This is a genomic window from Bacillus sp. FJAT-42315 (assembly GCF_002797375.1).
In the GTDB taxonomy this organism is placed as follows: domain Bacteria; phylum Bacillota; class Bacilli; order Bacillales; family Domibacillaceae; genus Bacillus_CE.
Genome location: NZ_KZ454941.1, coordinates 3,308,425 through 3,332,636 on the forward strand (window position 1 = coordinate 3,308,425; position 24,212 = coordinate 3,332,636).

19 protein-coding genes, 2 pseudogenes and 3 riboswitches are annotated in these 24,212 nt (G+C 39.0%); of the genes and pseudogenes, 5 read left to right on the forward strand and 16 right to left on the reverse strand.

Annotation, left to right across the window (positions count from 1 at the left end):
• Positions 1 to 101: 101 nt before the first annotated feature.
• The 7 genes from CEF22_RS16120 to CEF22_RS16150 all read right to left on the reverse strand — a co-directional run bounded on the left by CEF22_RS16120 (position 102) and on the right by CEF22_RS16150 (position 11,090).
• Entirely contained in the window at positions 102 to 1,436 is a 1,335-nt protein-coding gene (locus tag CEF22_RS16120) for an NCS2 family permease (RefSeq protein ID WP_100403668.1), read from the reverse strand.
• Positions 1,437 to 1,536: 100 nt separating this feature from the next.
• A riboswitch (purine riboswitch) is annotated at positions 1,537 to 1,638 on the reverse strand.
• Between the two features lie 302 nt (positions 1,639 to 1,940).
• Entirely contained in the window at positions 1,941 to 3,461 is a 1,521-nt protein-coding gene (gene guaA / locus CEF22_RS16125; protein ID WP_232726216.1) for a glutamine-hydrolyzing GMP synthase, read from the reverse strand.
• A 130-nt stretch (positions 3,462 to 3,591) separates the two neighbouring features.
• Positions 3,592 to 3,693, reverse strand: a riboswitch (purine riboswitch).
• Between the two features lie 149 nt (positions 3,694 to 3,842).
• On the reverse strand, positions 3,843 to 5,519 hold the full coding sequence (locus CEF22_RS16130) for a M20/M25/M40 family metallo-hydrolase (RefSeq protein WP_100403670.1): 1,677 nt from the start codon (positions 5,517 to 5,519) through the stop codon (positions 3,843 to 3,845).
• A gap of 44 nt (positions 5,520 to 5,563) precedes the next feature.
• Positions 5,564 to 6,943, reverse strand: a complete 1,380-nt coding sequence (locus CEF22_RS16135) for an alanine/glycine:cation symporter family protein (RefSeq protein WP_100403671.1) — start codon at positions 6,941 to 6,943, stop codon at positions 5,564 to 5,566.
• A gap of 309 nt (positions 6,944 to 7,252) precedes the next feature.
• Positions 7,253 to 8,080 (reverse strand): ammonia-dependent NAD(+) synthetase, encoded by an 828-nt coding sequence (nadE, locus tag CEF22_RS16140; protein WP_100403672.1) that lies wholly within the window; start codon positions 8,078 to 8,080, stop codon positions 7,253 to 7,255.
• A 126-nt stretch (positions 8,081 to 8,206) separates the two neighbouring features.
• Complete coding sequence (locus CEF22_RS16145; protein WP_100403673.1) at positions 8,207 to 9,892, reverse strand: methyl-accepting chemotaxis protein; 1,686 nt, start codon at positions 9,890 to 9,892, stop codon at positions 8,207 to 8,209.
• A gap of 25 nt (positions 9,893 to 9,917) precedes the next feature.
• Entirely contained in the window at positions 9,918 to 11,090 is a 1,173-nt protein-coding gene (locus tag CEF22_RS16150; RefSeq protein ID WP_100403674.1) for an ATP-grasp domain-containing protein, read from the reverse strand.
• A gap of 55 nt (positions 11,091 to 11,145) precedes the next feature.
• A riboswitch (cyclic di-GMP riboswitch) is annotated at positions 11,146 to 11,231 on the reverse strand.
• Positions 11,232 to 11,483: 252 nt separating this feature from the next.
• Between CEF22_RS16150 and CEF22_RS16155 the strand changes: the two genes are divergently transcribed.
• On the forward strand, positions 11,484 to 12,383 hold the full coding sequence (locus CEF22_RS16155; protein ID WP_100403675.1) for a PucR family transcriptional regulator: 900 nt from the start codon (positions 11,484 to 11,486) through the stop codon (positions 12,381 to 12,383).
• A 117-nt stretch (positions 12,384 to 12,500) separates the two neighbouring features.
• A complete protein-coding gene (locus CEF22_RS16160) occupies positions 12,501 to 13,610 on the forward strand; it encodes an ABC transporter ATP-binding protein (RefSeq protein WP_100403676.1) in 1,110 nt (369 codons plus the stop codon).
• 70 nt (positions 13,611 to 13,680) lie between these two features.
• On the opposite strand, the gene CEF22_RS16165 is transcribed toward CEF22_RS16160, so the two are convergent.
• The 7 genes and pseudogenes from CEF22_RS16165 to CEF22_RS16195 form a co-directional block, all read right to left on the reverse strand.
• Positions 13,681 to 14,127 (reverse strand): 2-thiouracil desulfurase family protein, encoded by a 447-nt coding sequence (locus tag CEF22_RS16165; protein ID WP_100403677.1) that lies wholly within the window; start codon positions 14,125 to 14,127, stop codon positions 13,681 to 13,683.
• A complete protein-coding gene (locus CEF22_RS16170) occupies positions 14,124 to 15,446 on the reverse strand; it encodes a DUF2252 domain-containing protein (RefSeq protein ID WP_100403678.1) in 1,323 nt (440 codons plus the stop codon). Before CEF22_RS16170 ends, CEF22_RS16165 begins: the two co-directional genes overlap by 4 nt.
• 69 nt (positions 15,447 to 15,515) lie before the next feature.
• The gene (locus CEF22_RS16175; protein ID WP_442857376.1) at positions 15,516 to 17,147 is read right to left on the reverse strand and encodes a putative polysaccharide biosynthesis protein; all 1,632 of its coding nucleotides are present in this window, start codon (positions 17,145 to 17,147) and stop codon (positions 15,516 to 15,518) included.
• Positions 17,148 to 17,234: 87 nt separating this feature from the next.
• Positions 17,235 to 17,435 (reverse strand): annotated as a pseudogene (locus CEF22_RS16180) (metallothiol transferase FosB); the annotation flags it as partial.
• A gap of 58 nt (positions 17,436 to 17,493) precedes the next feature.
• On the reverse strand, positions 17,494 to 17,682 hold the full coding sequence (locus CEF22_RS16185) for a hypothetical protein (RefSeq protein ID WP_100403681.1): 189 nt from the start codon (positions 17,680 to 17,682) through the stop codon (positions 17,494 to 17,496).
• A 72-nt stretch (positions 17,683 to 17,754) separates the two neighbouring features.
• Complete coding sequence (locus CEF22_RS16190) at positions 17,755 to 18,699, reverse strand: GHKL domain-containing protein (protein ID WP_100403682.1); 945 nt, start codon at positions 18,697 to 18,699, stop codon at positions 17,755 to 17,757.
• A 13-nt stretch (positions 18,700 to 18,712) separates the two neighbouring features.
• Positions 18,713 to 19,414 carry a LytR/AlgR family response regulator transcription factor gene (locus CEF22_RS16195; RefSeq protein WP_100403683.1) on the reverse strand — a complete coding sequence of 234 codons (702 nt, stop codon included), beginning with the start codon at positions 19,412 to 19,414 and terminating at the stop codon, positions 18,713 to 18,715.
• Between the two features lie 163 nt (positions 19,415 to 19,577).
• Here CEF22_RS16195 and CEF22_RS16200 point away from each other — a divergent pair, with 163 nt between their 5' ends.
• From CEF22_RS16200 to CEF22_RS16210, 3 genes are all read left to right on the forward strand, one after another.
• Positions 19,578 to 20,324, forward strand: a complete 747-nt coding sequence (locus CEF22_RS16200; protein ID WP_100403684.1) for an ATP-binding cassette domain-containing protein — start codon at positions 19,578 to 19,580, stop codon at positions 20,322 to 20,324.
• On the forward strand, positions 20,317 to 21,483 hold the full coding sequence (locus tag CEF22_RS16205; RefSeq protein WP_100403685.1) for an ABC transporter permease: 1,167 nt from the start codon (positions 20,317 to 20,319) through the stop codon (positions 21,481 to 21,483). The genes CEF22_RS16200 and CEF22_RS16205 overlap by 8 nt, the downstream gene beginning before the upstream one ends.
• Before the next feature lie 147 nt (positions 21,484 to 21,630).
• Entirely contained in the window at positions 21,631 to 22,713 is a 1,083-nt protein-coding gene (locus tag CEF22_RS16210) for a metallophosphoesterase (RefSeq protein WP_100403686.1), read from the forward strand.
• Positions 22,714 to 22,744: 31 nt separating this feature from the next.
• Here CEF22_RS16210 and CEF22_RS16215 read toward each other — a convergent pair whose 3' ends face one another.
• Both CEF22_RS16215 and CEF22_RS16220 read right to left on the reverse strand, forming a co-directional pair.
• Positions 22,745 to 23,008: a YiaA/YiaB family inner membrane protein gene (locus CEF22_RS16215; protein WP_100403687.1), complete on the reverse strand. Its 264-nt coding sequence runs from the start codon at positions 23,006 to 23,008 to the stop codon at positions 22,745 to 22,747.
• Between the two features lie 87 nt (positions 23,009 to 23,095).
• Positions 23,096 to 23,860 (reverse strand): annotated as a pseudogene (locus CEF22_RS16220) (DUF4352 domain-containing protein); the annotation flags it as partial.
• Positions 23,861 to 24,212 lie beyond the last annotated feature (352 nt).

The window sequence follows — 24,212 nt, forward strand, 5'->3', positions numbered from 1 at the left end:
TTTTATTTTTTAATAGAATTATATAAGAAACCACGATTTTATTTGACTACACGAAAAAAGGAGCTACTTTCGATAGCTCCTTTTTTCGTGCATAGTGGTCATTATTTAATGAATACGAAGTAGAGAATAAAGATGACAAACAATAAATACATGATCGGATGAATCTCTTTCCCTCTTCCTTTCATAATCATTGTAATTGGATAAAAGATAAAGCCCGTTGCAATTCCAGTAGCAATACTGTACGTAAGCGGCATTGCGATAATTGTTAGAAAAGCAGGTACAGCAATTTCAAATTTCGTCCAATCGATTTTCCCTAACGAAGACACCATTAACACTCCGACGATAATTAAAGCAGGCGCTGTGACCGGTGCTGTAATGACTTCTAATAATGGGAAGAAGAACAGTGATAATAAGAAAAGTACAGCTGTGACAACAGAAGCAAAGCCTGTTCTTGCTCCGGCTGCTACCCCTGCTGATGATTCAATGTAAGAAGTAGTAGTAGATGTTCCAAGAATCGCTCCCACTACAGTTGCACAAGAATCGGCGAACAACGCTTTACCCGCACGAGGTAATTTGTTTTCTTTCATTAATCCTGCTTGGTTTGCTACCGCGACCAGCGTTCCGGCTGTATCGAAGAAATCAACGAATAAGAACGTTAATACAATGACGAGCATTTGAATCGTAAAGATCTCTGACGGTGCTTGAAAAATATTTTCTAGCGCTACTCCAAATGTTGGCTCCACACTTGGAATTGGACCGAATAAACTTTTCGGTAGATCAATTAATCCTGCAATCATACCAACAGTGGCTGTTATCACCATTCCGATAAAAATACCGCCATTTACTCCTCTTGTCATTAAAATGACTGTGATGAAAATCCCGAAGATCGCTAGCAATGTTGGTCCTGCTGTTAAATCACCAAGCCCCACAAGCACCGCATCATTATTGACAATAATACCGGCATTTTGAAAACCGATAAAAGTAATAAATAAACCAATACCCGCTCCGACCGCATATTTCAGCTCAGCGGGAATCGAGTTAATAATTTTTTCCCGAATACCTAATACCGTTAACAAAATAAAAATAAGTCCTGAGAATAACACACCTGTTAAAGCAGACTGCCATGAAACTCCGTAAGTCAATACAACAGTGTAAGCAAAGAAAGCGTTCAAGCCCATTCCTGGTGCTAAAGCGATTGGATATCTTGCCAACAGCCCCATAATTAACGAGCCGATCGCCGCAGCAATAGCTGTCGCTACAAACACCGCCCCATAATCCATTCTCATAGCGTCTGGAAGATCAGGCACTGTTTGCAAAGAAAGTGTAAGTGGATTCACCACTAGAATATAAGCCATCGACAAAAATGTGGTCAGCCCACCGATCATTTCTCGACGGTAGTTCGTACCCAGCTCTTCAAACTGAAAATACTTCTTCATGTGTAAACTCCTCTCCATCTTTTCATCCCAAACCAATAAAAAAACACTTCGACCCCAAACGGTCGAAGCGTGACTATAGGTGACGGAAAGATAGAGAGACCTATCTATCCTGTTACCTCGTAGTCAAGCTATTTACGGCAGCTTGGTAGAAACTTTCGGGCCATATTCCCGACTTTATACGATGTAATATGTTAGATTGATTTAATTCTCTCTCATTTTATCTATGTACTATCGATTTGTCAACATTAAACACGAACATTATTTTATATTTAAAACGTATTCATTCGTGTTTAAAGCTATAATTTGTTATTTTTCATAACAAATGCCTTTTATACAGTTTATACTCTCCTAACAAAGACTTGTCTCCAAAATCCGAACTTCCTCTTCAAATTTATCCCTATAAAAACTATTATTATTGACATCAATCCGGTATCACCAAATAAAAAAAGCTCGGAGCACCCTACTATTCATAGGCTCTCCAAGCTTTTTCTCATTGTTATTTAATTATTCCCACTCAATAGTAGCTGGTGGCTTACTCGTAATGTCATACACAACGCGGTTAATATGAGATACTTCATTTACGATACGCACTGAAATCTTCTCAAGCACATCCCATGGGATACGTGCCCAGTCGGATGTCATTCCGTCAATTGAAGTTACTGCACGGATACCGATTGTGTAGTCATACGTACGCGCATCTCCCATAACACCAACGCTGCGGATGTCAGGTAAGACAGTGAAGTATTGCCAAATTTCACGCTCTAGGCCGTTTAGACGAACTTCTTCACGTAAAATCGCATCTGATTCACGAACGATTTCTAATTTTTCTTCTGTAATTTCGCCTAGAACGCGAATACCAAGGCCTGGGCCTGGGAATGGCTGACGCCAAACGATATGATCAGGAATACCTAGCTCTGTTCCTAATGCACGCACTTCATCTTTAAATAACGTGTTTAATGGCTCAATTAATTTAAATTGCATGTCTTCTGGAAGACCACCAACGTTATGGTGAGATTTGATTGTTTGCGCTGTTGCTGTTCCGCTCTCAATAATATCTGTGTAAAGCGTACCTTGTGCTAAAAACTCGATACCTTCAAGCTTTGTCGCTTCATCATCAAATACGTAAATAAATTCATTACCGATAATTTTACGTTTTTGCTCTGGGTCAGACACGCCTTTTAATTTATTAAGGAAACGGTCTTTAGCATCCACTTTAATGACGTTCATGTGGAAACCATCAGCAAATGTTTTCATAACGCTATCTGCTTCACCTTTACGAAGTAGGCCATGATCAACGAAAATACAAGTCAATTGATCACCGATTGCTTTATGAATAAGCACCGCTACAACTGAAGAGTCGACACCGCCGCTTAATGCACAAAGAACTTTCTTGTCACCAACTGTTTGACGGATTTTTTCCATTTCGATTTCAATGAAGTTCTCCATTGACCAGTCGCCTTTACAGCCACAAGCTTCAAATACGAAGTTCTTCAATAATTCGTTTCCGTACACAGAGTGCTTAACTTCAGGATGGAATTGTACCGCGTATAGACCTTCTTTTTCATTGCTCATAGAAGCAATTGGGCAGGATTGACTTACTGCATCAACAGAGAAGCCTTCTGGCGCTTCTACAACTAAGTCTCCATGACTCATCCATACGACTTGCTCATTCGGTAGATCTTTAAATAGAGCTGTTTCATTTTTCACTTCAATAGAAGCTTTTCCATACTCACGGTGAGAAGCCGCCTCTACTTTTCCACCAAAATGTTTCGTCATTAATTGCATGCCGTAGCAAATACCAAAAATAGGTACATCTAAATCGAAAATTCTTTCGTCACAATGGAAAGCATTTTCTGAATACACGCTGTTAGGTCCACCGGAAAAGATGATTCCTTTAGGATTGATTTCTTTAACTTCCTCTAATGTGATCGTATGAGGATGAAGTTCACTATACACACCTAATTCACGAATTCGGCGAGTGATTAACTGATTGTACTGACTTCCAAAGTCTAGAACAAGAATCATTTCTTGATTTTGTAATTCTGATTTTCCTGCCACACTTTCCACTCCTTTGTTATGCACTGAACCGCTCGACATATAAATAAAATAAAAACTAGAACCCTTCCCTTACAAGAAAGCAGAATTCTAGTTGTCTTCACAAAGAACCTGCCTCCATAGTCCAATCATTTACGGTGATTTGGTAGAAACTTTCGATCCATATTATCGAAAATATATGAAGGAACTAGTCATTTATTCGAGCTAATTTGACATCATTTTATCGTTATCATACCATGCGGTCAAGCTGATCTCTATTTAATTAAATTTTCTGAATAAAAATGAATAGCTAACTCATTAATAGCATCTTTCACATGTAAAAAGCCGCCGATTTCTCAGCAGCTTTTCTCATTATCTTACTTTAACAGGTACATGATTCAACAAACTAATCGTCGCGTCTCTAATCAGCTTCGGTAAAACACCGAATGAATACGGCTTATATACTCGTTCCGTCCATTTATGGCCGTCTTTTCCGTATACCCCCATATTAATAGAAGGAATATTTAATCGGCGAATTTCTTCTACTGGTAATGTATAAAGTCGTCCAAGGTTAGGCAAGTTATTTAATAAGCTTTGTAGTTCCTCATTTGTTTCGTGAATCGATAAGTAGCTACCGTCCGCTAAATAAGGGAAGAACTTCTTCACAGCAAACGTTTCGCCACTTTCTTTTTCCGCCTCTTCTAACACGTTTTTAATCGTCTTTAAGATCGCTTGCTCCGCTTGATCATCTTCTCTTAAGAAGTTATGCGGTAAATATGGAGGAGCAAAGAACATAATGACACGTGGCTTTTTAATCGGATCAAGTTCATTTAGCACTTCGACAATTTTAAAGGAAACCATTCGTAAATCGAGCATTTTATGTTCTTCTACGACCTCAGCACACACTTTGTCAACATCGATGCCTCTTTGTTTTAACTCTTTGCTATACTCCTCTAAAGACACCACTTCGATATCCCAGTTTAATTGTTTACGAGGAAGACCTGTTCGTTGCAAATATTCTTCGTATTGTTTAGATAAATAATGAGAAATTTCTTCACAAGCGTCCGCCGCTACATTTTGCAATTTTCTCATGACATCTGCGGCAGAATCGCGATATAAGAAATAGTTAAAATATAAATAACTGCTAGTTGCCGTTTGAACATTGTACGTAAATTTATTATCGCGCTGGAATAAGCATGTTGGTGGCAACACCATTTCATCTTGAATGTTTTCACATAACTCAACGTTATTATGAATTCTTCTCGTTAATTCCGCTGCGATAAAGTTAGGGTCTACTCCTTGAAGTGTGTCCCCTACATGCGCTTCTCGACCATAAATATAAAAGCTAGGAAGAATCTTTCCAGCAGCACCTGTATAAATATATCTCGTATTATCTCCATCATATTGTGGAGTAATGAAATCATCATTAATTGCCGCTACATATTCTAAATCCCACTCTTGCTTTAAACGTTCTAATTCAAAGACAGCACTTTTAATACCAGCATGCTGACTCTCTTCATCTGGATTAAACATTACAAGTATGTTTCCAGGTAACTCTTCTCGATGATCAGAGAAATAAAGAAGGTTGGCTAAATGTACAGCTGCCCCGCTTTGCATATCAACCGATCCACGACCAAACATCCACTCTCCTGAACGAGCATCTGCTTGCACATCTTTGTCTTGATCAAATTCACTGAAGAAACTTTGCAATGCATCTGGATCAAATGCGTGTTGACGAAGCGCACCAAAGTCTTCAATGCCTACCGTATCGATATGCGCATGGTAAATGATGGTTTGCTTCGTATTCACTCCACCCTTTACAAAAGCAAAAACATTTTTTCGATTCAATGCATCATCAATCGCTGTTTGTTCCCATACAAGCGCTGGGTTCTCTTGAAAGTATGGATAGGAACGCAAAATATCCAAAATTGCATCAGCTACGACTACTTCCCCTTCTTCTGAACCATTCACACTCGGAATTGCCACTAATGATCTCGTTAACTTCTCCACTTGATCCTGTAAATTTAAGTTTTTTAATTCTCTATACATGCCTCTATTCCTCTCTGTTGTTTTTAAAAAACTAGTAAAATAAATTATGCTGTATGTTTCTTATTTGCTTTCCCTTGATCAATATAATTTTTTATATAATCTTGAGTCAACTCTTTCACTTCTCCACTCAAGAATAGAAGAGCAATAACGTTTGGTACAATAATCATTGCTAGCATTAAGTCAAGGAATTGCCAGATAAACTGTAAACCACCAATTGCTCCTACGACAATAGCTACTAAATAAACGAATCGCATTACCATCGCAAATCGAAGACCAAATAAGTATTCTGCCTGCTTCTCTCCGTAAAATACGATAACAACGACCGTTGATAAGACAAAGAAGAATAAACAAATAGAGATTAATGTTCCAGCTATACCGCTTCCCATTACCGTTGATAATGCCTCCACAACCATTGTAGATGCTTTATCTGCCGTTACTTCTTGCCAAGCCCCAGACGTTAATACAACCAAAGCCGTCATTGTACAAACAACTAAAGTATCAATTACAACTTCAAAAATTCCCCATAAACCTTGTTTAGCTGGGTGGTCCGTTTTCGCTGCCGCATGAGCAATCGGAGCCGTTCCCATCCCCGCTTCATTCGAGTAAATCCCACGAGCAAGTCCCCAACGAATAGCCGCAGCCACTCCTGCTCCTGCGAATCCTCCTGCCGCAGAAATAGGTGTAAAGGCTGATTTAAAAATTAAAGCAAAAGCAGCTGGAATTTCCGTCACATTAAAAGCTAAAACAATGATAGCGCTTACTAAGTAGATAATAACCATTAACGGAATAAACTTCTCAGTGACTGAACCAATACGTTGAATTCCTCCTAGTGTAACAAGCCCTACTAATACTAAGACAATCACCCCTGTTACAACCGGTGGGATACTAAAAGAAGATTCGACCATTTGTGATAAAGAGTTCGATTGAACCATTGTACTTGCTACAATCTCTAACATAAGGAAGAAGGCGAAAAAGCTAGCAACTGGCTTCCAACCAAGCCCTTTTTCAATGTAATGCATCGGACCCCCTGTCCATTCACCCGCTTCATTTTTCGTACGATATTTAACCCCAAGGACTACTTCCGCATATTTAGAACCCATCCCAATCATAGCAACTAACCACATCCAGAAAATCGCTCCTGGTCCCCCTAAAGCAATCGCTACTGGTACACCAACAATGTTTGCTGCCCCTATTGTGGAAGCTAGCGCAGATGTCGTAGCCTGAAACGGTGTCACCGACCCTGGTGCATCATCTTTCGAAAAGATTTTTCCGAATGTTTCTTTCATGATATGTGGGAAATAACGGAACTGAAAGAAGCCGATGCGGATGGTTAAAAATATACCCCCACCTAGCAGTAATAATATCATCGGTAATCCCCAAATCCATCCTGTGATGTTAACAATCACTTGCTCAAATTTCTCCATATTGTGCCCCCTTAAGATGTTTTGTTCATTATTACGGTAAAGAAGTGATGTCAAACTTTAATGATACCGCTTTCATTACCTCCAATGAATAATCATACAAAAATATTTAGTATAAATCTATTTCGTAATATTACGAAAACGCGTTAATTAAATAGAAGTCTAACAAATAAACAAAAAATAGTCCATATTTTTTGCGAAAATTACAAATGCTTTAATTTTTGGCGCAAAAATAATTTGCGTAATATTTAGAATTTATGTATTACGACAAAAAACAAAACGAGCGTCCCCACTAGCAAGGACGCTCGTTTTTCACTTCCAAAAATCATCAAAAATCGTAATCGGCATATGCCGTTTATGCTGAGAATTCATATACAATTGTTCAATTCGTTTTCTCGCTGCATCGGACACAGATTTACCTTCTAAATAATCATCAATGTCTTCATATGTCACACCAAGAGCGACTTCATCTGGCAGCTGTGGACGATCTTCTTCTAAGTCAGCAGTTGGCACTTTCAAGTATAGATGCTCTGGACACTGAAGTTCTTTCAACATCAATCGCCCTTGACGCTTATTTAAGCGATATAGAGGTACAATATCCACTCCGCCATCCCCATACTTCGTGTAAAATCCAGTAACCGCTTCTGCCGCATGATCCGTCCCAATCACTACACAACTTTTCATGGCTGCAATGCTATACTGTACCTTCATCCGTTCCCTAGCTTTTTCATTTCCCTTGGCAAAATCGCTTAGTTCAACACCAACTTTCTTCAAAGTGGCTTCACTGGCATCAACAGCGGGCTTAATATTCACGCCATAGACTTTATCCGGCTTAATGAAAGCAAGAGCATCTTGGCATTCATTCTCATCTTGTTGTACACCATATGGAAGTCGCACAGCACAAAATACATATTTATCCGAGCCAGTTTCCCTTCTCAGCTCACTCACTGCCATTTGTGCAAGCTTACCAGCAAGCGTCGAATCCTGCCCGCCAGAAATACCTAGAACAAATCCATTTAAAAAAGAGTGCTTTCTTAAATAGGCTTTCATAAAATCAACACTTTTACGAATTTCCTCTTGCGGATCGATCATTGGTTGAACTTTTAACTCTTCTATTATTTGCTTTTGCAAATCCATCATGGCTCCTCCTCTGCTTTGATCCTATTATAACTATCATACCACGTTTTTTACCGCTTGAATCTTTTCGGCAAATGAAAAAGAGCCAACATTTCCTGGTTTCTCCAATAAAATGTTGGCTCTTTGACCTTATTTAATTTTAAAATGTGAAATTTGTCCTTTTAAATGCTCCGCCATCTCAAGCAATTGATTAGCCGTTCCAAGCATTTCTTCCATCGAAGCAGACTGTTCTTCCATCGAAGCTGCCACCGTTTGTGTGTAGTCAGATGTTTCTTCTAACGATTGGACTGTCATATTCGTCGTTGTTAACACTTGTTCCGACCCAGCTGAAATTTCTTCAACCGTTGCCGCAACAGACTGCATTTTTCCGGTGATGTTGCTAATTAATAAAGAAATTTTCTGGAAAGTGTCTCCAGCATGGCGGATCGCTGTCGTTTCTTTATCAATCTCCTCTACAACTTTGGAAATCGATAACACCGATTCGTTCGAGTCCGCTTGCATTTCATTAATTAACTTAGAAATTTCACTCGCGGAAGTAGCAGATTGCTCCGCTAAATGTCGGATTTCCTCCGCCACAACGGCAAAACCTTTCCCATATTCTCCTGCACGAGCAGCCTCAATCGCTGCATTTAAAGCGAGTAAATTAATTTGATCAGAAATATTCGTAATCATTTGTGTAATGTTTCCAACTTCATTGGAGCGTTGATTCATCTGTTGCGTTACTTCCATAGAGGATTTCGCCGACGCATTAATAGCCTCTATCCCTTCAACAGCCTCTTGAATCGCCTTGTTTCCTTGCTCTGCTTCCGTCGATGCTTCTAACGTCTCATCCGTCACATTCACCGTCGATTTAGAAATATCTAAAATACCTTCTGAAATCTCTTGTATCGCCGCTTGATTTTGTATCGCACCACTCGTCACCGTATCGCTATTGGCAGCCACTTCTTGAATCGTTGTGGAAATTTGATTAATCACCTCTGTCACTTGTCCAACACTTTGAGACAAGTCACCTGAAGATGATACGACATGATCTGATGTAGACGTCACATGCTGAAGCGTATCCTTTAATTGCTGCTGCATTTGACTAAAGCTAGTAGCTAATTGTCCAGTTTCATCATTACTTTCAATCGAAATTTCCTTCGTTAAATCACCGCTGGCAACTAACTTTGTGAAACCTACCAGCTCATTAATCGGTTTCGAGATTCTTCTCGAAATAAAACGTGAAACGAAGTAACTAATGACGATAAAAAGAACCGATAAACCGATACATATGATCATTAAATTATTCTCTAAATCACTAATGAAATCGGCATCTTCATCTAACCCAAGAACAGAATCAGTACCTTCAATTTGTAAAAAGGTAGATTTATGCGTGCCATAATCATCTTGATAAAAATCGCTTTTGACTATATCAGTTGTCGTCAAAGCTTTCGCTTGATCTTCGGTAAAGGCAAGCGGAGTTAAGTGCTCATCGGCATTCCCGAGTAATAAAATAACTTCCTGGCCGTCTACCTTACTCATAATATACACATTTTCTAGGTCAAACGCTTTTTGGAAATTATTCGCTTTTTCTAACAGTTGTGCATATACTTTGCGATCTGTTTTTGCTTCGTTCACCATTTCTGCATCAAAGAGACCATTAAATTGGTGCATTTTTGTCGTTAATCCTTCTTCAAATGCAGGAACAAGATGCTCTTCAATAATGTACTCAGATGCTAAAAAAAGTACTACACTGAAAATAATGCTTAATGAAATAATTGGAATTAATATCCCCGACATTATTTTTCCGTTGATTGTTTTTTTGGTTTTAAACACTGTAACACTCCTTTATCCTCACTGATTAAACTAATTGAAGTTCTCTCATTGTAAGAAAATCATTTAAATCCAGCTGCAAAATTCGTTTATTTTCTTCAAAGTCGGGCGCTTTATGGAAGACTACCGCAAACGTAGAATATTCATTAAATGCCATCGGACGATATTCTAAAATCTCCTCAAAATTGCTCTTAAACGCTTCATGATCGACCGCTCCAATTGCTTTACAATCGATGGAAGGGTCGACTTCAGCACAACAGAAGCTATAAATAGAATCGTCCATCTCATTCATGATACTTTCCCAATCAGGTGCTAGCTGTTTGAAATAATATTCATATACATTGACACCATAAGCATGGACACCAAGCTCTGTTGTACCAATGCCAGCAAACCGTAATGGATTGGCTTCAATCGGTACAATGATTCCTTGGCTATTCATGCGTACTTCAATATGTATAGGCGCGGATTGCAACCCAAATATTGGGCCGATGTTTTCAAGAAATATCTCCACTTTTCGCAGTGCCTCTTTTAACACTTGCTTACTTGTGAAATAAATTCGATCGCTCATATCCTTCTCGTGACTGAACATCCGTTTAAAAAGGTTGAGAACGACCGGTTTGCCTTCTTCCGTATAGTAGACATCAACAGCATACTCATCCCCTTCGATCAGCTCTTCAATAATCAGTGTTTGACTATCGATCACTTCCTTAGGGTAAGCACTGCCAGCCATCGACATATCCTGCTTCAGTTTGTTGATGGAATCAATAAAATCTTCCTTTTGATCAATACGATACACACCAATACTAGAATAGCCAACAACCGGCTTAATAATGATCGGAAACGGAAGCGTGTTAATATCCAATGTATCTAATTCAGCAAAAGAAAGTTCACGGAAGAAAAATTCAGGGAAATGAGTTGTTAGCGTCCTTCTAAATTCTGCTTTGTTTTTTAACGTAGCAGCAAGAGATGTCAGCTGATGATCAGGTAAGTATTCATTCAACATGAATAAACCGTTTTCTGAGTTAAAGAGGATCGGAGTTTCCGAACTTGAGAACTCCTGTAAAAACAGCTCTTTTTCTGTTAAAAATAATTCGTCTTCATTTGGGATCTCTACATCATTTACTTTAATGACAGGAATTTGAAGATCCTTAATAGAAGATGAAAGTAAGTGCGAAACATATGGCTTGTCTAAAATAATCATAAATTGCCCTCCTCAAATATTTTTCATTGATGTAAAACCAGCAACTAACATGCTATTTGGCGGCCCGGCTGTCATGGTTTTTCCCACTTTAGACCCGTAGCTTTGCGTCCCTACCTTTCAATAGGTTTGCCCTTATGAGGGATATAGTCATGGTGCAATAATCATTAATCTAATAAATATCACCTTGATTATTATACTCCTTAGGAATCATTAATTCTATAATATTTACTTATTCGACAATAAATGATAATTATTTTATTTTTCAGATTTTTTCGACAAAAAACACCTACGACAATCACAAATACTCTTTAGGTTATTTATTTGAATAGTTCCTCTTCTGTGCCCTATCATATGGAGTAGAACTAAAATCCACCTACTAAATGAGGTCTTCTTATGTTTAATAAATTAAAAAATGTCTATCAAAACAGCCAAATAGTTTATCACCCATCAGAAATCGCCCGTCCACATCAATATTTATGGCTATACGACGCAGAACAAAAAGGATGGCTTGTTATTCCTATCAAAGATGTATCCAATAAAGAGATACAACTGCTTGAAAACCTATTCGAGCGCCATGAACCTTCAATAGCTCATATATACGCAGAAAGCTGGTATCATTTTCTTTTTTCAAACGGAGAAGTGCCGAAAAAAGTCCATCCAGGAAGGCAACGAATCATTCAATTTACATGTGATGATACCACTTGGGAAAAGTGTGACTTAGAACTAGCACTAAAAGGATTTTTTGCAAGAGATACGATTTTATTTTGGGAGAATACAAAAAAAGGAGTACTCATTGAAGAGGAAACAGATGCTGTGTCAACGGAAGACTTATATTCCATCATCCAAACCTTTACTGGCGACTTTTTTATGACACCATCCTTTTATGTCGGAAAGTTTTTCACTCCCTCTCAAGAGACAAAGCATCAATTTTTACAAGAAAAACAATTCTTTCATTTAGGATTAGAGCTTTTACCTAATGAACATGTGTTCACATTTGAAAAGGTTCTTCCTTCTGCTTTAGCTTTACAAATGCCTACACAATTACGTAAGGCAATTTCTATAAACCTATTCCCAAGCTTTAAAGATGAGCCAGATCTTCTCCAAACACTTAAGGTATATTTAGAAAGCAATTTAAATGCTTCATTAACAGCTAAAAAACTATTTATTCATCGAAACACTCTTCAATATCGACTAGACAAATTTGTAGAAAAAACAGGCGTTCAGCTCAAAGATTTCAACAGTGCGTTTACCATCTATCTCGCTTGTCTACTTTATCAGCACGATCGACAGTAAGGCAACCTGCCTAAAAATCCTGCGATGATTTTTAGGCACATTGACCATATAGGTTTTTCACACGTTCAGCTAAGCTTATGTTAAGACAACAGCACAAATTTAGGAGGCTTTAACAACATGGCAGAGATCGTATTGAAGAATATTTACAAAATGTACGACGACAAAGTAACAGCGGTGAAAGACTTCAATTTACATATTCAAGACAAAGAATTCATTATCTTTGTTGGTCCATCTGGATGCGGAAAATCCACTACTTTACGAATGATCGCAGGGCTTGAGGAGATTTCTAAAGGAGATTTTTATATTGATGGTGAGCGTATGAACGATGTTCCTCCGAAAGATCGAGACATCGCCATGGTCTTTCAAAACTATGCCCTATATCCTCATATGACGGTTTACGACAATATGGCATTCGGCTTAAAGCTACGGAAATTCTCTAAATCAGAAATAGATCGTCGGGTAAAAGATGCAGCAGCCATTCTTGGATTGGAAACTTATTTAGACCGGAAACCTAAAGCTTTATCCGGCGGGCAACGCCAACGTGTCGCTTTAGGTCGAGCGATCGTTCGTGACGCGAAAGTATTCTTAATGGATGAGCCGTTGTCTAACCTTGATGCAAAACTACGTGTGCAAATGCGGGCGGAAATTTCTAAGCTCCATCAACGAATCCAAACAACTACCATTTATGTCACCCATGACCAAACAGAAGCGATGACGATGGCCACTCGTTTAGTCGTGATGAAAGATGGCGTCATTCAACAAGTGGGAACACCGAAAGAAGTATATGAAAAACCAGCTAATGTGTTTGTTGGCGGCTTTATCGGCTCTCCCGCTATGAACTTCTTTCGTGGCAAACTAGAAGAAGGACAAATCATGGTTGGCGATACCTCGCTTGCCATTCCGAAAGAAAAAATGAGTATGTTGCGAAAACTCGGATATGCTGGAAAAGAAGTCATCTTCGGTGCTCGCCCTGAGGACATTCATTATGAATCTGCCTTCATTGACGCTTTTCCACAGTCAACAATCGATGCAAAAATCTCAGTTTCAGAATTAACAGGCGCTGAAACAATGATTTACTCTAGTATCAACGGCACAGAGTTCATTGCCCGTTTAGATTCTCGTTCCGAATTTACACCAGGCGAGACAATTAAGCTTGCCTTTGATATGGAAAAAGCTCACTTTTTCGATGCCGAAAGCGAGAAGCGGATTCATGATGAGGAGAAATAAACTAGATCAAGGAATTTACTGATCTACTCATAAAAGTAGCGTCCTCCTAAAAAGAAGGACGCTACTTTTATCATATTGTATCTATCTCAGAAACCACACGAAATCCATGTTGTTTCAATAAAGCGGCTGTTACGCCATCACCTGCGATCTTTTTACCAGCAAACTCACCATTGTAAATCATGTGACTGCCACACGAAGGACTGTTTTCTTTTAACACGACGACAGTGGCGTTTACCTGTTGGGCTTTTTCCAGCATTCGATAAGCACCGTTAATAAATTCCTCGGTGACATCTTTTCCTGATTTAGTCACGACTTTCGCTTGGCCAGCGAGAACATCCCCGCCATCTCCTCCGATGATTTCAGCAGGCTCTCTCGGAATAGACAGTCCCCCCATGACTTCTGGGCAAGCCATCACCGCTTTTCCTTCTTCCAGTAGCTTCTTTAGTGATTGATGTAAGCAGTGTGCGCCATCGTATCTGACCGCTTCCCCCGCTAAACATGAACTAATTAAAATCATCGAGAACCCTCAAGGTGTTCCATAAAGTATTCATAATCTCTCTCGACTTGATTCGCATAAGAGAATGCCCAATGCGAAATATAATGAACAAACTCATCCGCATCTTCTCCAATAGCTGTTAAAATTTCCTCTTCGCTATGATACGACAAGATTCCTTCATTAATATCGGCATCCGCTCGAGCATGAACTTTTGCGGTAATCGCCCCCATTTGCTCCACCGTCTCCATCATATCTTCTAAGCTTTTAATCGCTTCCAGCTTTAATTTCTTTTTGTACGGAGAGCGCTCGCGCACATAAAAATCACGCCCATCAATCGTTGCATAACCTAAATGCGGATCCGCTTGGTGATGCATGGCTCGCTGCGTCATAATCACGCGCTTGCCTTGATGAGGGAACGCCTCCCAAAACGTTTCGTTATAAGGCATGAAATAAGCTGGAATCGGCAGACGCACTTCTTTCATTTCTAAAACTAAATCATCTAAATCCTCTTGCTGTTGTCCACCTTCTACTAATATATAAAAGCGGTCTAATCCAATCGATGCCGTCCCTGACCCATGCTTAAACGCGACATCTTTAATTTCATATTTCGTTTCATCTTCCAATTTCTCAACCGTCTCCAAGTATTGAGACCAAACTTGCTCAATGACCGCTTGCTCTTCGTCACTTAATGGCTGAATTTCATCCGACTCAGCAAATTGGCGCTCGTCTTGGAAATAAGTCGTTACTTTACTTAATAAATGAGCCTCACTTCTTTTTTCAAGCTTTTTCAATAGCTTGCGAATCGCCCCATCGGCTTTTTTCTTCGTCACGAAAAATGTTTCCGGTAAATCTTTGCGATCTCGGAAGCGAACCATTTGTTTATGATACGCCTGCAAGTATGCCTCGATCACATTAATTTGCTCATCAACCCCATACCCTAACTCGCGACAAACGAGCGCAATGCTAACGGACATGCGTAATACATCATATAAATAAGAGCCTAAATAGCCTTCATCGAAATCATTAATATCGAATACGAGCTTGCCTTTTTCATTATGAAACGCGCCAAAGTTTTCAAAATGCAAATCCCCTTGAATCCACGTCGGTCGATCTTGTGGCGTATGATATGGGAACCAATGGCTCGCTACATCATAGTAAAATAAATAAGCACTGCCCCGGAAAAAGATAAATGGACTTTGCGACATCTTCTCATATTTCGCTCGACGACTCTCTTCTGACAGCCCCATAATTTCTTGATCAAACTCGACTAAAATTTTCTTTAGCGTGTCCATGCGTAACGTCCGCTTCGTTTGTTTAACACGTTCCCCTAAATGAATCATTCATTCCACCTCTGAATCTTCAGAATATATATCTATCACTATTTTACTGTATTTGTCGGTTAATGGCTATTATCCACGATCAAATGTAGGCAGCTTCAGTTTATGTAAGATCATCCTTTTCGTGTCAGCATCTAACGCATGCGAGCTTTTCATAACCAAAGCAGAATAGACAAAAATGCCGACTCCTACACTAGCAAGAACAATCATCAACGAATCGATATACCGCTCTCCATCTAACATGAAAGCTCCTCCCCATTTCAATAATAGAATACTAGTCATCATCATAAGGGCGTATACACAAATGAAAAAGAGATTTTTCACTAAAGCGAGTAGGTGAAGCTTCGTATGTTTGACAATAATCACAACCATAATAAGATTCGAAACGGAAAAACCAATCATCGTACCAACAATAGCTCCATGCCCTTCAAATAGATGCAAAAGCATAGGATTGAATAAAAGCTTACAAACCACACCTGCCATCGTCGCGTAAATCGTATTTTTCTGCAAATCTAACCCTTGTAATATCGCTGCGGAAACAGTAAAAACAGCCGCTAATACCGCCACAGGAGCGGATGTGACTAAATAAGGAGAACCTTCTATAGCCACTTCGAGATTAATATAAATCACTCGAAAAATATCATAAGACAGAACAGCTAATCCGACAGCTGCCGGAATCGTAAATAACAACAATAACTGATAAATTTTTGAAATTTGCTGTTTGAGATCTTCTGTTTTTTGCTCAACAAACGCTTGCGTAATGGCTGGCATAATACTTAGTGCAAGCCCTGTCGCCAACGAGATTGGAATCATCATCAGCTTTTGCGAGTAGTTCGTCACATAGGCAAACACCGCTTTCGCTTCCTTCTCTGAATAGCCCATTCCCCTCAAAATATCAGCCACCGTATATTGATCGATCAAAGTATATAAAGGAATGGCGACCCCTACCATAACGATAGGAAAAGAATATTTGGATAGCTCTAAAAACATTGCTCTAGTCGTTAAAGTGGTCGCCTTCTTTTCGGTCACTACTTTTAAGCCATTATACTTTTTCCAAAAATAAACTAAGACGAACACACTTGCTAACGCACCAACGACCGCTCCAAAAGTCGCCACAGCGACAGACCATTTCATCGGCCCTCCCATCACACGAACAACAAAAAAGCTACCTGCTAATATAAACACCACGCGAACAACTTGCTCCATTAGTTGCGAATAAGCAGTCGGCTTCATCTGTTGAAACCCTTGAAAATAACCTCGTGTAATACTCATCGGCGGCACAATCAACAAAGCAAAACTTAACGCCCGCATCGTCAATGTTAACGAATCAAGAAAGGATTGACTTGGCTGTTCTGACCGAATCATCAAACTTGAAATATAAGGAGCTAATATGTACAAAGCTAAAAAACCGATCGCTCCTAAAACAACCATCAATAGAAAGCTAGCCCGATACATTTTTCGGCTCGTTTCATAATCCCCCATGGCGTTATATTTCGCTACAAACTTTGATACAGCCAGGGGCATACCAGCCGTGGCAAAACTCAACAACACGCCATACCAACTATACGCAGCAGTATATACAGCGACCCCCTCTACCCCAACTAACAGCTGAAAAGGAAAAAAGTAAATAAACCCTAATATTCTGCATATTAAAGTGGCACTACTAAGTAACAAAGTCCCCTTGACTATATTCGAATATGACACACCCTTCATCCCTTCTGTGACTGGCTCTATATGTATACATAATAAGTAAATAATACCATTATACAGGAAGGGATTGGAATGTTCTTGTTAAATGGTTCTTTCAATATAAAACTTCGTATGTTGCTTCTCTTGTTTGTAGTGATCTAGTTGGTCTTGTAAAGTACCTGTATGAAATTCAAATTTTTGACCATCTTGATCGGTTCTTAAACAACTAGGAAGGTTATTCACATTTAAGTTTCTTAGCTGATCAAGCACTTGATCAAAGTCTTTTTCATCAATCGAAAAAGCAAATACCATAATACATACGCTTCTAAAAACAAAAAAGCCAACACCTAAAATGTTGACTTTAAACATACTCCACACCTAAAGCAAGATAGATAGCAATAGAAACAGCGATAAAACCTGCAAAAAATAGTATCTTGTAAGTTTTAGACCAACTTTTCATCCAGCCCCATCTTTTCCCGTCGATATCCAACCAAAAGCAGTCTACAAGCACAGCCAAGCTGACGATCACTAAAGCAACCCATGCACTCAAAAGGAACCACCCTCCTATTAATTGGTTACTACTATCACTATATCATCCAGCGCTCTTTTATCCAAATACACCCTAATCATTTGAATGACTTGATTGTATATCAGGAATTTTAATTTTCAATGTGAATTGTTCACCTTTTGCAATAAAGTCTAAATTCCCCGAGGCTTGTGTAACAATTCTCTGGATTTGCTGTGTACCGAGTCCTTCGTGAGAATCGTCTTTTGTTGATATGGCTCGCTTCGTGTATATCCGTTCGATTGTTTCATTTGCTAAAGGAATCGTATGATTTTGACAAACGATGACCCAAATCCCACTTTGTTTGCGACAAGTGAGCTGGACACGAGCTTTATTTTGCGTTTGCAGCTGATATTGTTCGGCCGCTTCTAGAGCGTTACACAAAACGTTACTTAGCAAAGAGACGAGCTCATGCTCTGGCAGTGGAAGGCCGGAAATCGCCTGTTGTATATGATAATAAAGCGAAAGATCTTTTTCCTTTGCCTGCTGTTGATATGCATATAATGCCCCGGCAACGACATTTATCTCACTTCGCAACACATGATCAATCTCGGCATGGCGATTTTGCAAGCTTTCTTCATAGGAATGAATAGAACCGCTACTCGCATATTGCATCGCCGTCAAATGTTTATGTAAATCATGGCGCTGATGCCTTAGTTCATTTAATAAAGCCGCTTGCTGATCATAACTGTTTTGCCAAACGGCTTGTTTTTCTTTTGCGATCTGAAGGGGACATGCCATTACCTTCATTCCAATCCACTGTATAAACAGACCTGCTAGAAGATATGGCTCAGTTGTCCAATAAGTGGCGACTAGCCAAGCCACTTGCAAACCGAGCAATGTCCACTGCCACGCTCGCGGATACTCCTGCTGCTTCCTCCAAGTATCCACCAACTGCACCACTGCTAAGCCAATCAATAAGCCCATCATCCAAAAACTATGTAAAGAAGCGGTCCATACGATAGCTAACAGCCAAATAATTAGTGTGAGAAAGATAGACACGTAGGGACCCTCCTTAAAAATAGTACGTTTGTAAATGATCAATCATTTCTTTCGTGACGATCGCTGTTGCTTTCGTTCCTTCAAAGGAAGCGCTGTATGATTTTTTCGAATAAAGAGAGAAGCTTTTCACGTAATGCAAATTAATGATAAACGAGCGATGAGAGCGAATGAAATGGTGCTCGCGCAAACTGCCTTCTAGCTCGTTCAGCGTTAAATACGCTTCATGTGTTCCACGCGTCGTATGGATCGTGGATGTCCGTCCTGTTCGTTCAATAAAAATAATTTCTTTTTTCGGTACCATTTCAATATGTCCCTTATGCTTTAACACAAGTCTGCCCGTTACATTTCCCGAATGCTGTTTCTTTCGATAACGTTCGAGTGACTGCAAAAGCCTCTCCTTCGTATAAGGCTTCATAATGTAGTCATGCACATTCAATTCAAAGGCATGTACAGCATAACCACTTTTAGCCGTGATGAAAATAACCGTTACTAATAACCCGTGTGTATCAATAAAGTCAGCTAATTCATAACCAGAAATCCCAGGCATTTCAATATCGGCTATTAATAAATTAATCTCTTGCTTCTGTATTTCTTCGTAAGCCTCCTCTGAGTTTGTCGTCGCAAACACGAGCTCAATATCTTCTATATCTTTTAATAAAAACCGCAATTTATCGAGGTCAATTTTGCGGTCATCGACAATGCCTGCCTTAATCATCAATTATAGCCCCTTTTACAAATTTACCAATATTATAATACAAACGAATGGAAAAACAGACCTTTTCACGACAAGTAAAGCCCCCTTCACAACATAATCGCAGACAAAAAAACTGTATTCGATACAATAAGCGTAAGAAAACAGCGAAAAGGAGTGAGAAGCATTGATCCATATTGAAAATGTATCCAAGCAATTTAAAGACAAGAAACAAATAGTAAAGGCGATTGATTATGTGTCCTTCTCTGTAAAAAAAGGGCATGTGGTCGGATTAATCGGTGAAAACGGTGCTGGTAAAACGACGTTACTACGCATGATTTGTACACTTGTTCAACCAGATGAAGGCACGATCACGATTGATGGCATGGATAATTTTAAACATAAAGAACAGGTTCGCTCTCGACTAGGCGTCCTCTTCGGAGCGGAAACCGGCCTTTATAATCGGTTAACTGCTCGGGAAAATCTTGAATATTTCGGCAGCCTTTACGGTATGACAGCCCATGAAACGAAAAATCAAATTGATATGCTTTCTAAACGATTTGGGATGCGCAAATACTTAGATCGCAAAGTAGAAGGGTTTTCTAAAGGAATGAAACAAAAGGTTGCCATTGCTCGCACGTTAATCCATGATCCCGATATTTTATTATTCGATGAGCCAACGACTGGGCTTGATATTACCTCATCTAATATCTTTCGAGAAGTCATTTATCAATACAAAAAAGAGGGAAAAACGATTATTTTCTCGACTCATATTATGGATGAAATCGCCCACCTTTGTGAGGATGTCATTATGATGCATAAAGGACAAATCGTCTATGAAGGTGGATTGGAAGAGCTATATGAACAAGAGAAAAGTCGTGACTTAAACTACTTATTCACATCAAAGATCGTCAGGGGGGATTTATATGTTTAAAACAATTTTTCTAAAAGAGATGAAGGATGTGTTACGTGATAAACGAAGTATTACTTTACTCATTATCCTCCCTCTTGTCATGATGTCAGCATTAACTTTCGTTTATGAAAAACTGTTAAGCATGCACGATGATAATACCGAATTTACGCTAGCTATTGAGCCTGACTTAGATTCCACCTTTGTAACTCAACTTGAAACATTGATACCAGATGCCGATATTAAGAAAACAAATGAGATGAAACAAGCCGTTGAAGACAAAGAAGTACAAATTGGGCTAAAGGTAGCACCTGAATGGAAAACACAATTTGAGCAACAAATCCCCATTGACGTAGAGATCATCTATGATCCTGGTAGCCAAGAGTCATCAGGCGCTCTAAATGTGATCATGAGTGCTTTATCCCAATGGCAAACGCAAGAGACTCAAGTGCGACTAGCAGACAAAGAAATACCTACAGAAGTGATTCAAGTATTTAACATGAAAGAAGTACCAACTAAAAATGAAGATAATGCCGCCGCTTCTTACATGCTAGCCATTTTATTGCCGCTGTTAATTTCAGTCGCTATTGCCAACGGTTCCTATCCTGCAGCAACCGAGCTATTTGCTGGAGAAAAAGAAAAGAAAACGATGGAAGCATTGTTAATTGCACCAGTCAAACCGATAAAAATATTACTAGCTAAATGGTTGACGATCTCATTGCTTGGTATTTTTACCGGGTTGCTTTGTCTCGTTATTATGGGCATCGAGATTAACTTTACAACAGAGCTGAAAAAGGGAATTGAAATCATTCCAAACTTAGGAGCATTCATTGGAATGAGCGCCGTTCTTATTATCTTATTTGCCGTCTTCATCACCGAAATTGAAATGATATTAAGCATGCTGGCGAATTCAGTGAAGGAAGCTGGCTACTATATAACTCCCGTTGTAGGTTGTATGACGTTTCCGTTACTTGCAATTACATTCATTGAAGAATCTTTAAATCTCAAGCTATATGCGATTCCTGCCCTTAACTTGTTCCTTTTCGTAAGAGATTCATTTAATGACCAAATGACATTCGCAGCATTTGGAGTGGCCGTTGCCAGCTACCTCATTTTGATCGTTCTGATCTTCCCAATTGCTAATAAACTGTTCCATAATCATAAATTAATGATCGGAAAATAATCATAAAAGATCGCCCTCAACTAAGTTGGGGGCAGATTTTTTGTACAAACAATACCCTCACTCTATTTCTCCAACAATCCAAACCTCTGAAACCACTCCATTAGGTATGTTAAAATCAAGTACAACCTCAAAAAGGAGAAACAGTGGATGACAAAATTTAAAACGGTTCATTTTATTCTCATACTTCTTCTATTTAATAGTTTATTGTTTTATATCGGCTGGAATGGATGGGTGTGGCTAAAGGTGGCTTTTGATGCCCAAAACCCATTGCTGTATAGCGTGCTTTTTATTTTTCTTTCGTATTCTTTTATCGCTAGTCGAATGACGAAGTTTTTATCCAACTTTCGCGTGATCGGCTACATTTGGTTAGCCGTCATTCAATACAGTCTCTTACTTTTGCCGTTAGCGGACCTCGCTGTGTTTCTGTTAACACTTGCTTCCGTTCCGCTATCTACAGCGATTTTGGTCGTTGGAAATGTAACACTTGCCCTATTCATGATCATTTTTGCTTACGGATTATTTAATGCTTACAGCCCTGTGATCAGAACCTATCAGATTAACGTGCCGAAGAAGCAAGGCAATCGAGACTCGTTACGTATTGCCATGGCCTCTGATATGCATTTCGGTGCACTATCCGGAACCTCTCACTTAAAGAGACTCATCCAAAAAGTGAAAGATATCGAACCCGACTTAATTCTTTTACCTGGCGATATCATTGATGACGACCTTGAAGCTTTTAAGCGTAAAAACATGAGCACGATCATGGGCGAATTGCAGGCTCCATTAGGTGTGTACGGCGGGCAAGTTGCGGAATTTATTGAGGAAATGAAGAAGATCAATATTAATATTATGTTAGATGAAAAACTAACGATCGATCATAGCTTTCATCTCATCGGCCGCAAAGATAAAACGGATAAAGACAGACAATCATTTGCCGACCTGCTGACAAATGTCGATCGTGCTTATCCAATTATCGCCATGGATCACCAGCCGTTTGAGCTGAAACAAGCGCAAGAAAGCGGCGTGGATATTTTATTCTCTGGCCATACTCATCGCGGACAAATGGCTCCAAATCATTTGATTACTAAGAAAATGTATGAGCTCGACTGGGGCTACTTACAAAAAGAACAACTACACGCTTTTGTGTCATCCGGCTTCGGTTTTTGGGGACCGCCGATTCGAATTGGGAGCCGCTCGGAAATTTTGCAAGTAGATGTACGGTTTGTTTAAAAAAAGAAGGTGCCTCTTTAGCACCTTCTTTTTAATCGACTTTATTGGATAAGTTCTGCATTCTGTCTTGTTCAGCCATCATTTCATTATCCTCAGCGTTATCTCTCGTTACTTTTTGAGTTAAAATCGCACCGACTGCTACGAGAATCATGACTGCAACATAGTACCCCTTCTCATTAAGCTCCAAACTATCTTCATTGTATAATCCAATACTGAATAAAGCCACTCCAGCAAAAAATGTGAAATAAGATAACCATGTGAAAGCAGGTGTATTTCTGCGCCTATATCTCTGCATAAATCTACCCTCCTTTTTTATTATCATTATGATTTTATGAGAATGATCATCATAAAATGCTTCAAGGAGTGACGTGCACTCCCTCAATTAATTTGGTAAAGTAAAGGTTGCTACTTTACCTTTAGAAATATCTTTTGCTTCTTGATTTTTGATTGGGCCGATTTCAAGTTCAAAAGCTTTGTCTTTCCAAATTTTCTCGTACTGTTCTTTATCTAACACGAAGACTTGTAAAAGCTCACCCTTTTCCCCAGAATTGATGACCTCACTATACTTATAGTTCAATAGCATGCCCTCATTACGTGAATATTGAGCCCCATCATTGACTATTAATTTTGAGCTCATCGATGACAAGCCAATTTGCTCTGCTCCTTTATTATCTAGTTGAAACTTCACTGTCAATAAAACGACTCCATTCGGGAAAGAAGTGAATCGAGGTGCTTCTACTTCATTTGGAGTGAACTCCGCAAACTGGTAACCATCTAATGTCACATTGACATCTCCTAACTGCTGACTTTCATTGATGCCGCTCTTTTCCTTCAGCATCTTCTTTTCACCCATGTTGTTCAATGTCGCTTTATCTTGATAAAAAGAACTGTTACTCGTTACTTTTTCAGCTCCATCCTTATTTAAAGCTAGATTAAACCTACCTTCTGAACCAACAGCTGAATTGACTTTATTTTGTTCTAATAGCGCCGGAGGTACCATCACCGTTACAGTCGACAATTCTTGAATTTTCGTTAAATCTGATTTCCCAAATGGATAAGCCATATAACCAGTAACAGTCTCGCCAGTTTTTAATACATAATTTGTTTTATAATCTAATTGTGTTGGTATTTGATCCTCCAGCTTTATATTTACCTATTTCAATCTAATACTTATAAATAGTATGATAAAAAACAAATACTATATTATTTAACATATTAATTGCTAATAACCTAAAAAACAACAAAACATTATACTTTTTTTAACTGTTATTCAAAAAATAGTATAATGTTAATGTGTCAATTGTATAAAAAAGCATGATAGTTAAATTGATTTATAGGTAAGTAGGACCAAAATGCTTCTACAAATAGAAAAGCTGCTCAAAAGTATCCACTTTTTAAGCAGCTTTTTCTGATTTTCTTCATCTCTTCTCTCTACTCATCCATACGCTTTCTTCGTTTTGTTGCGAGCAAATTTCGGCAAGAACACTTACTTGTGTTTC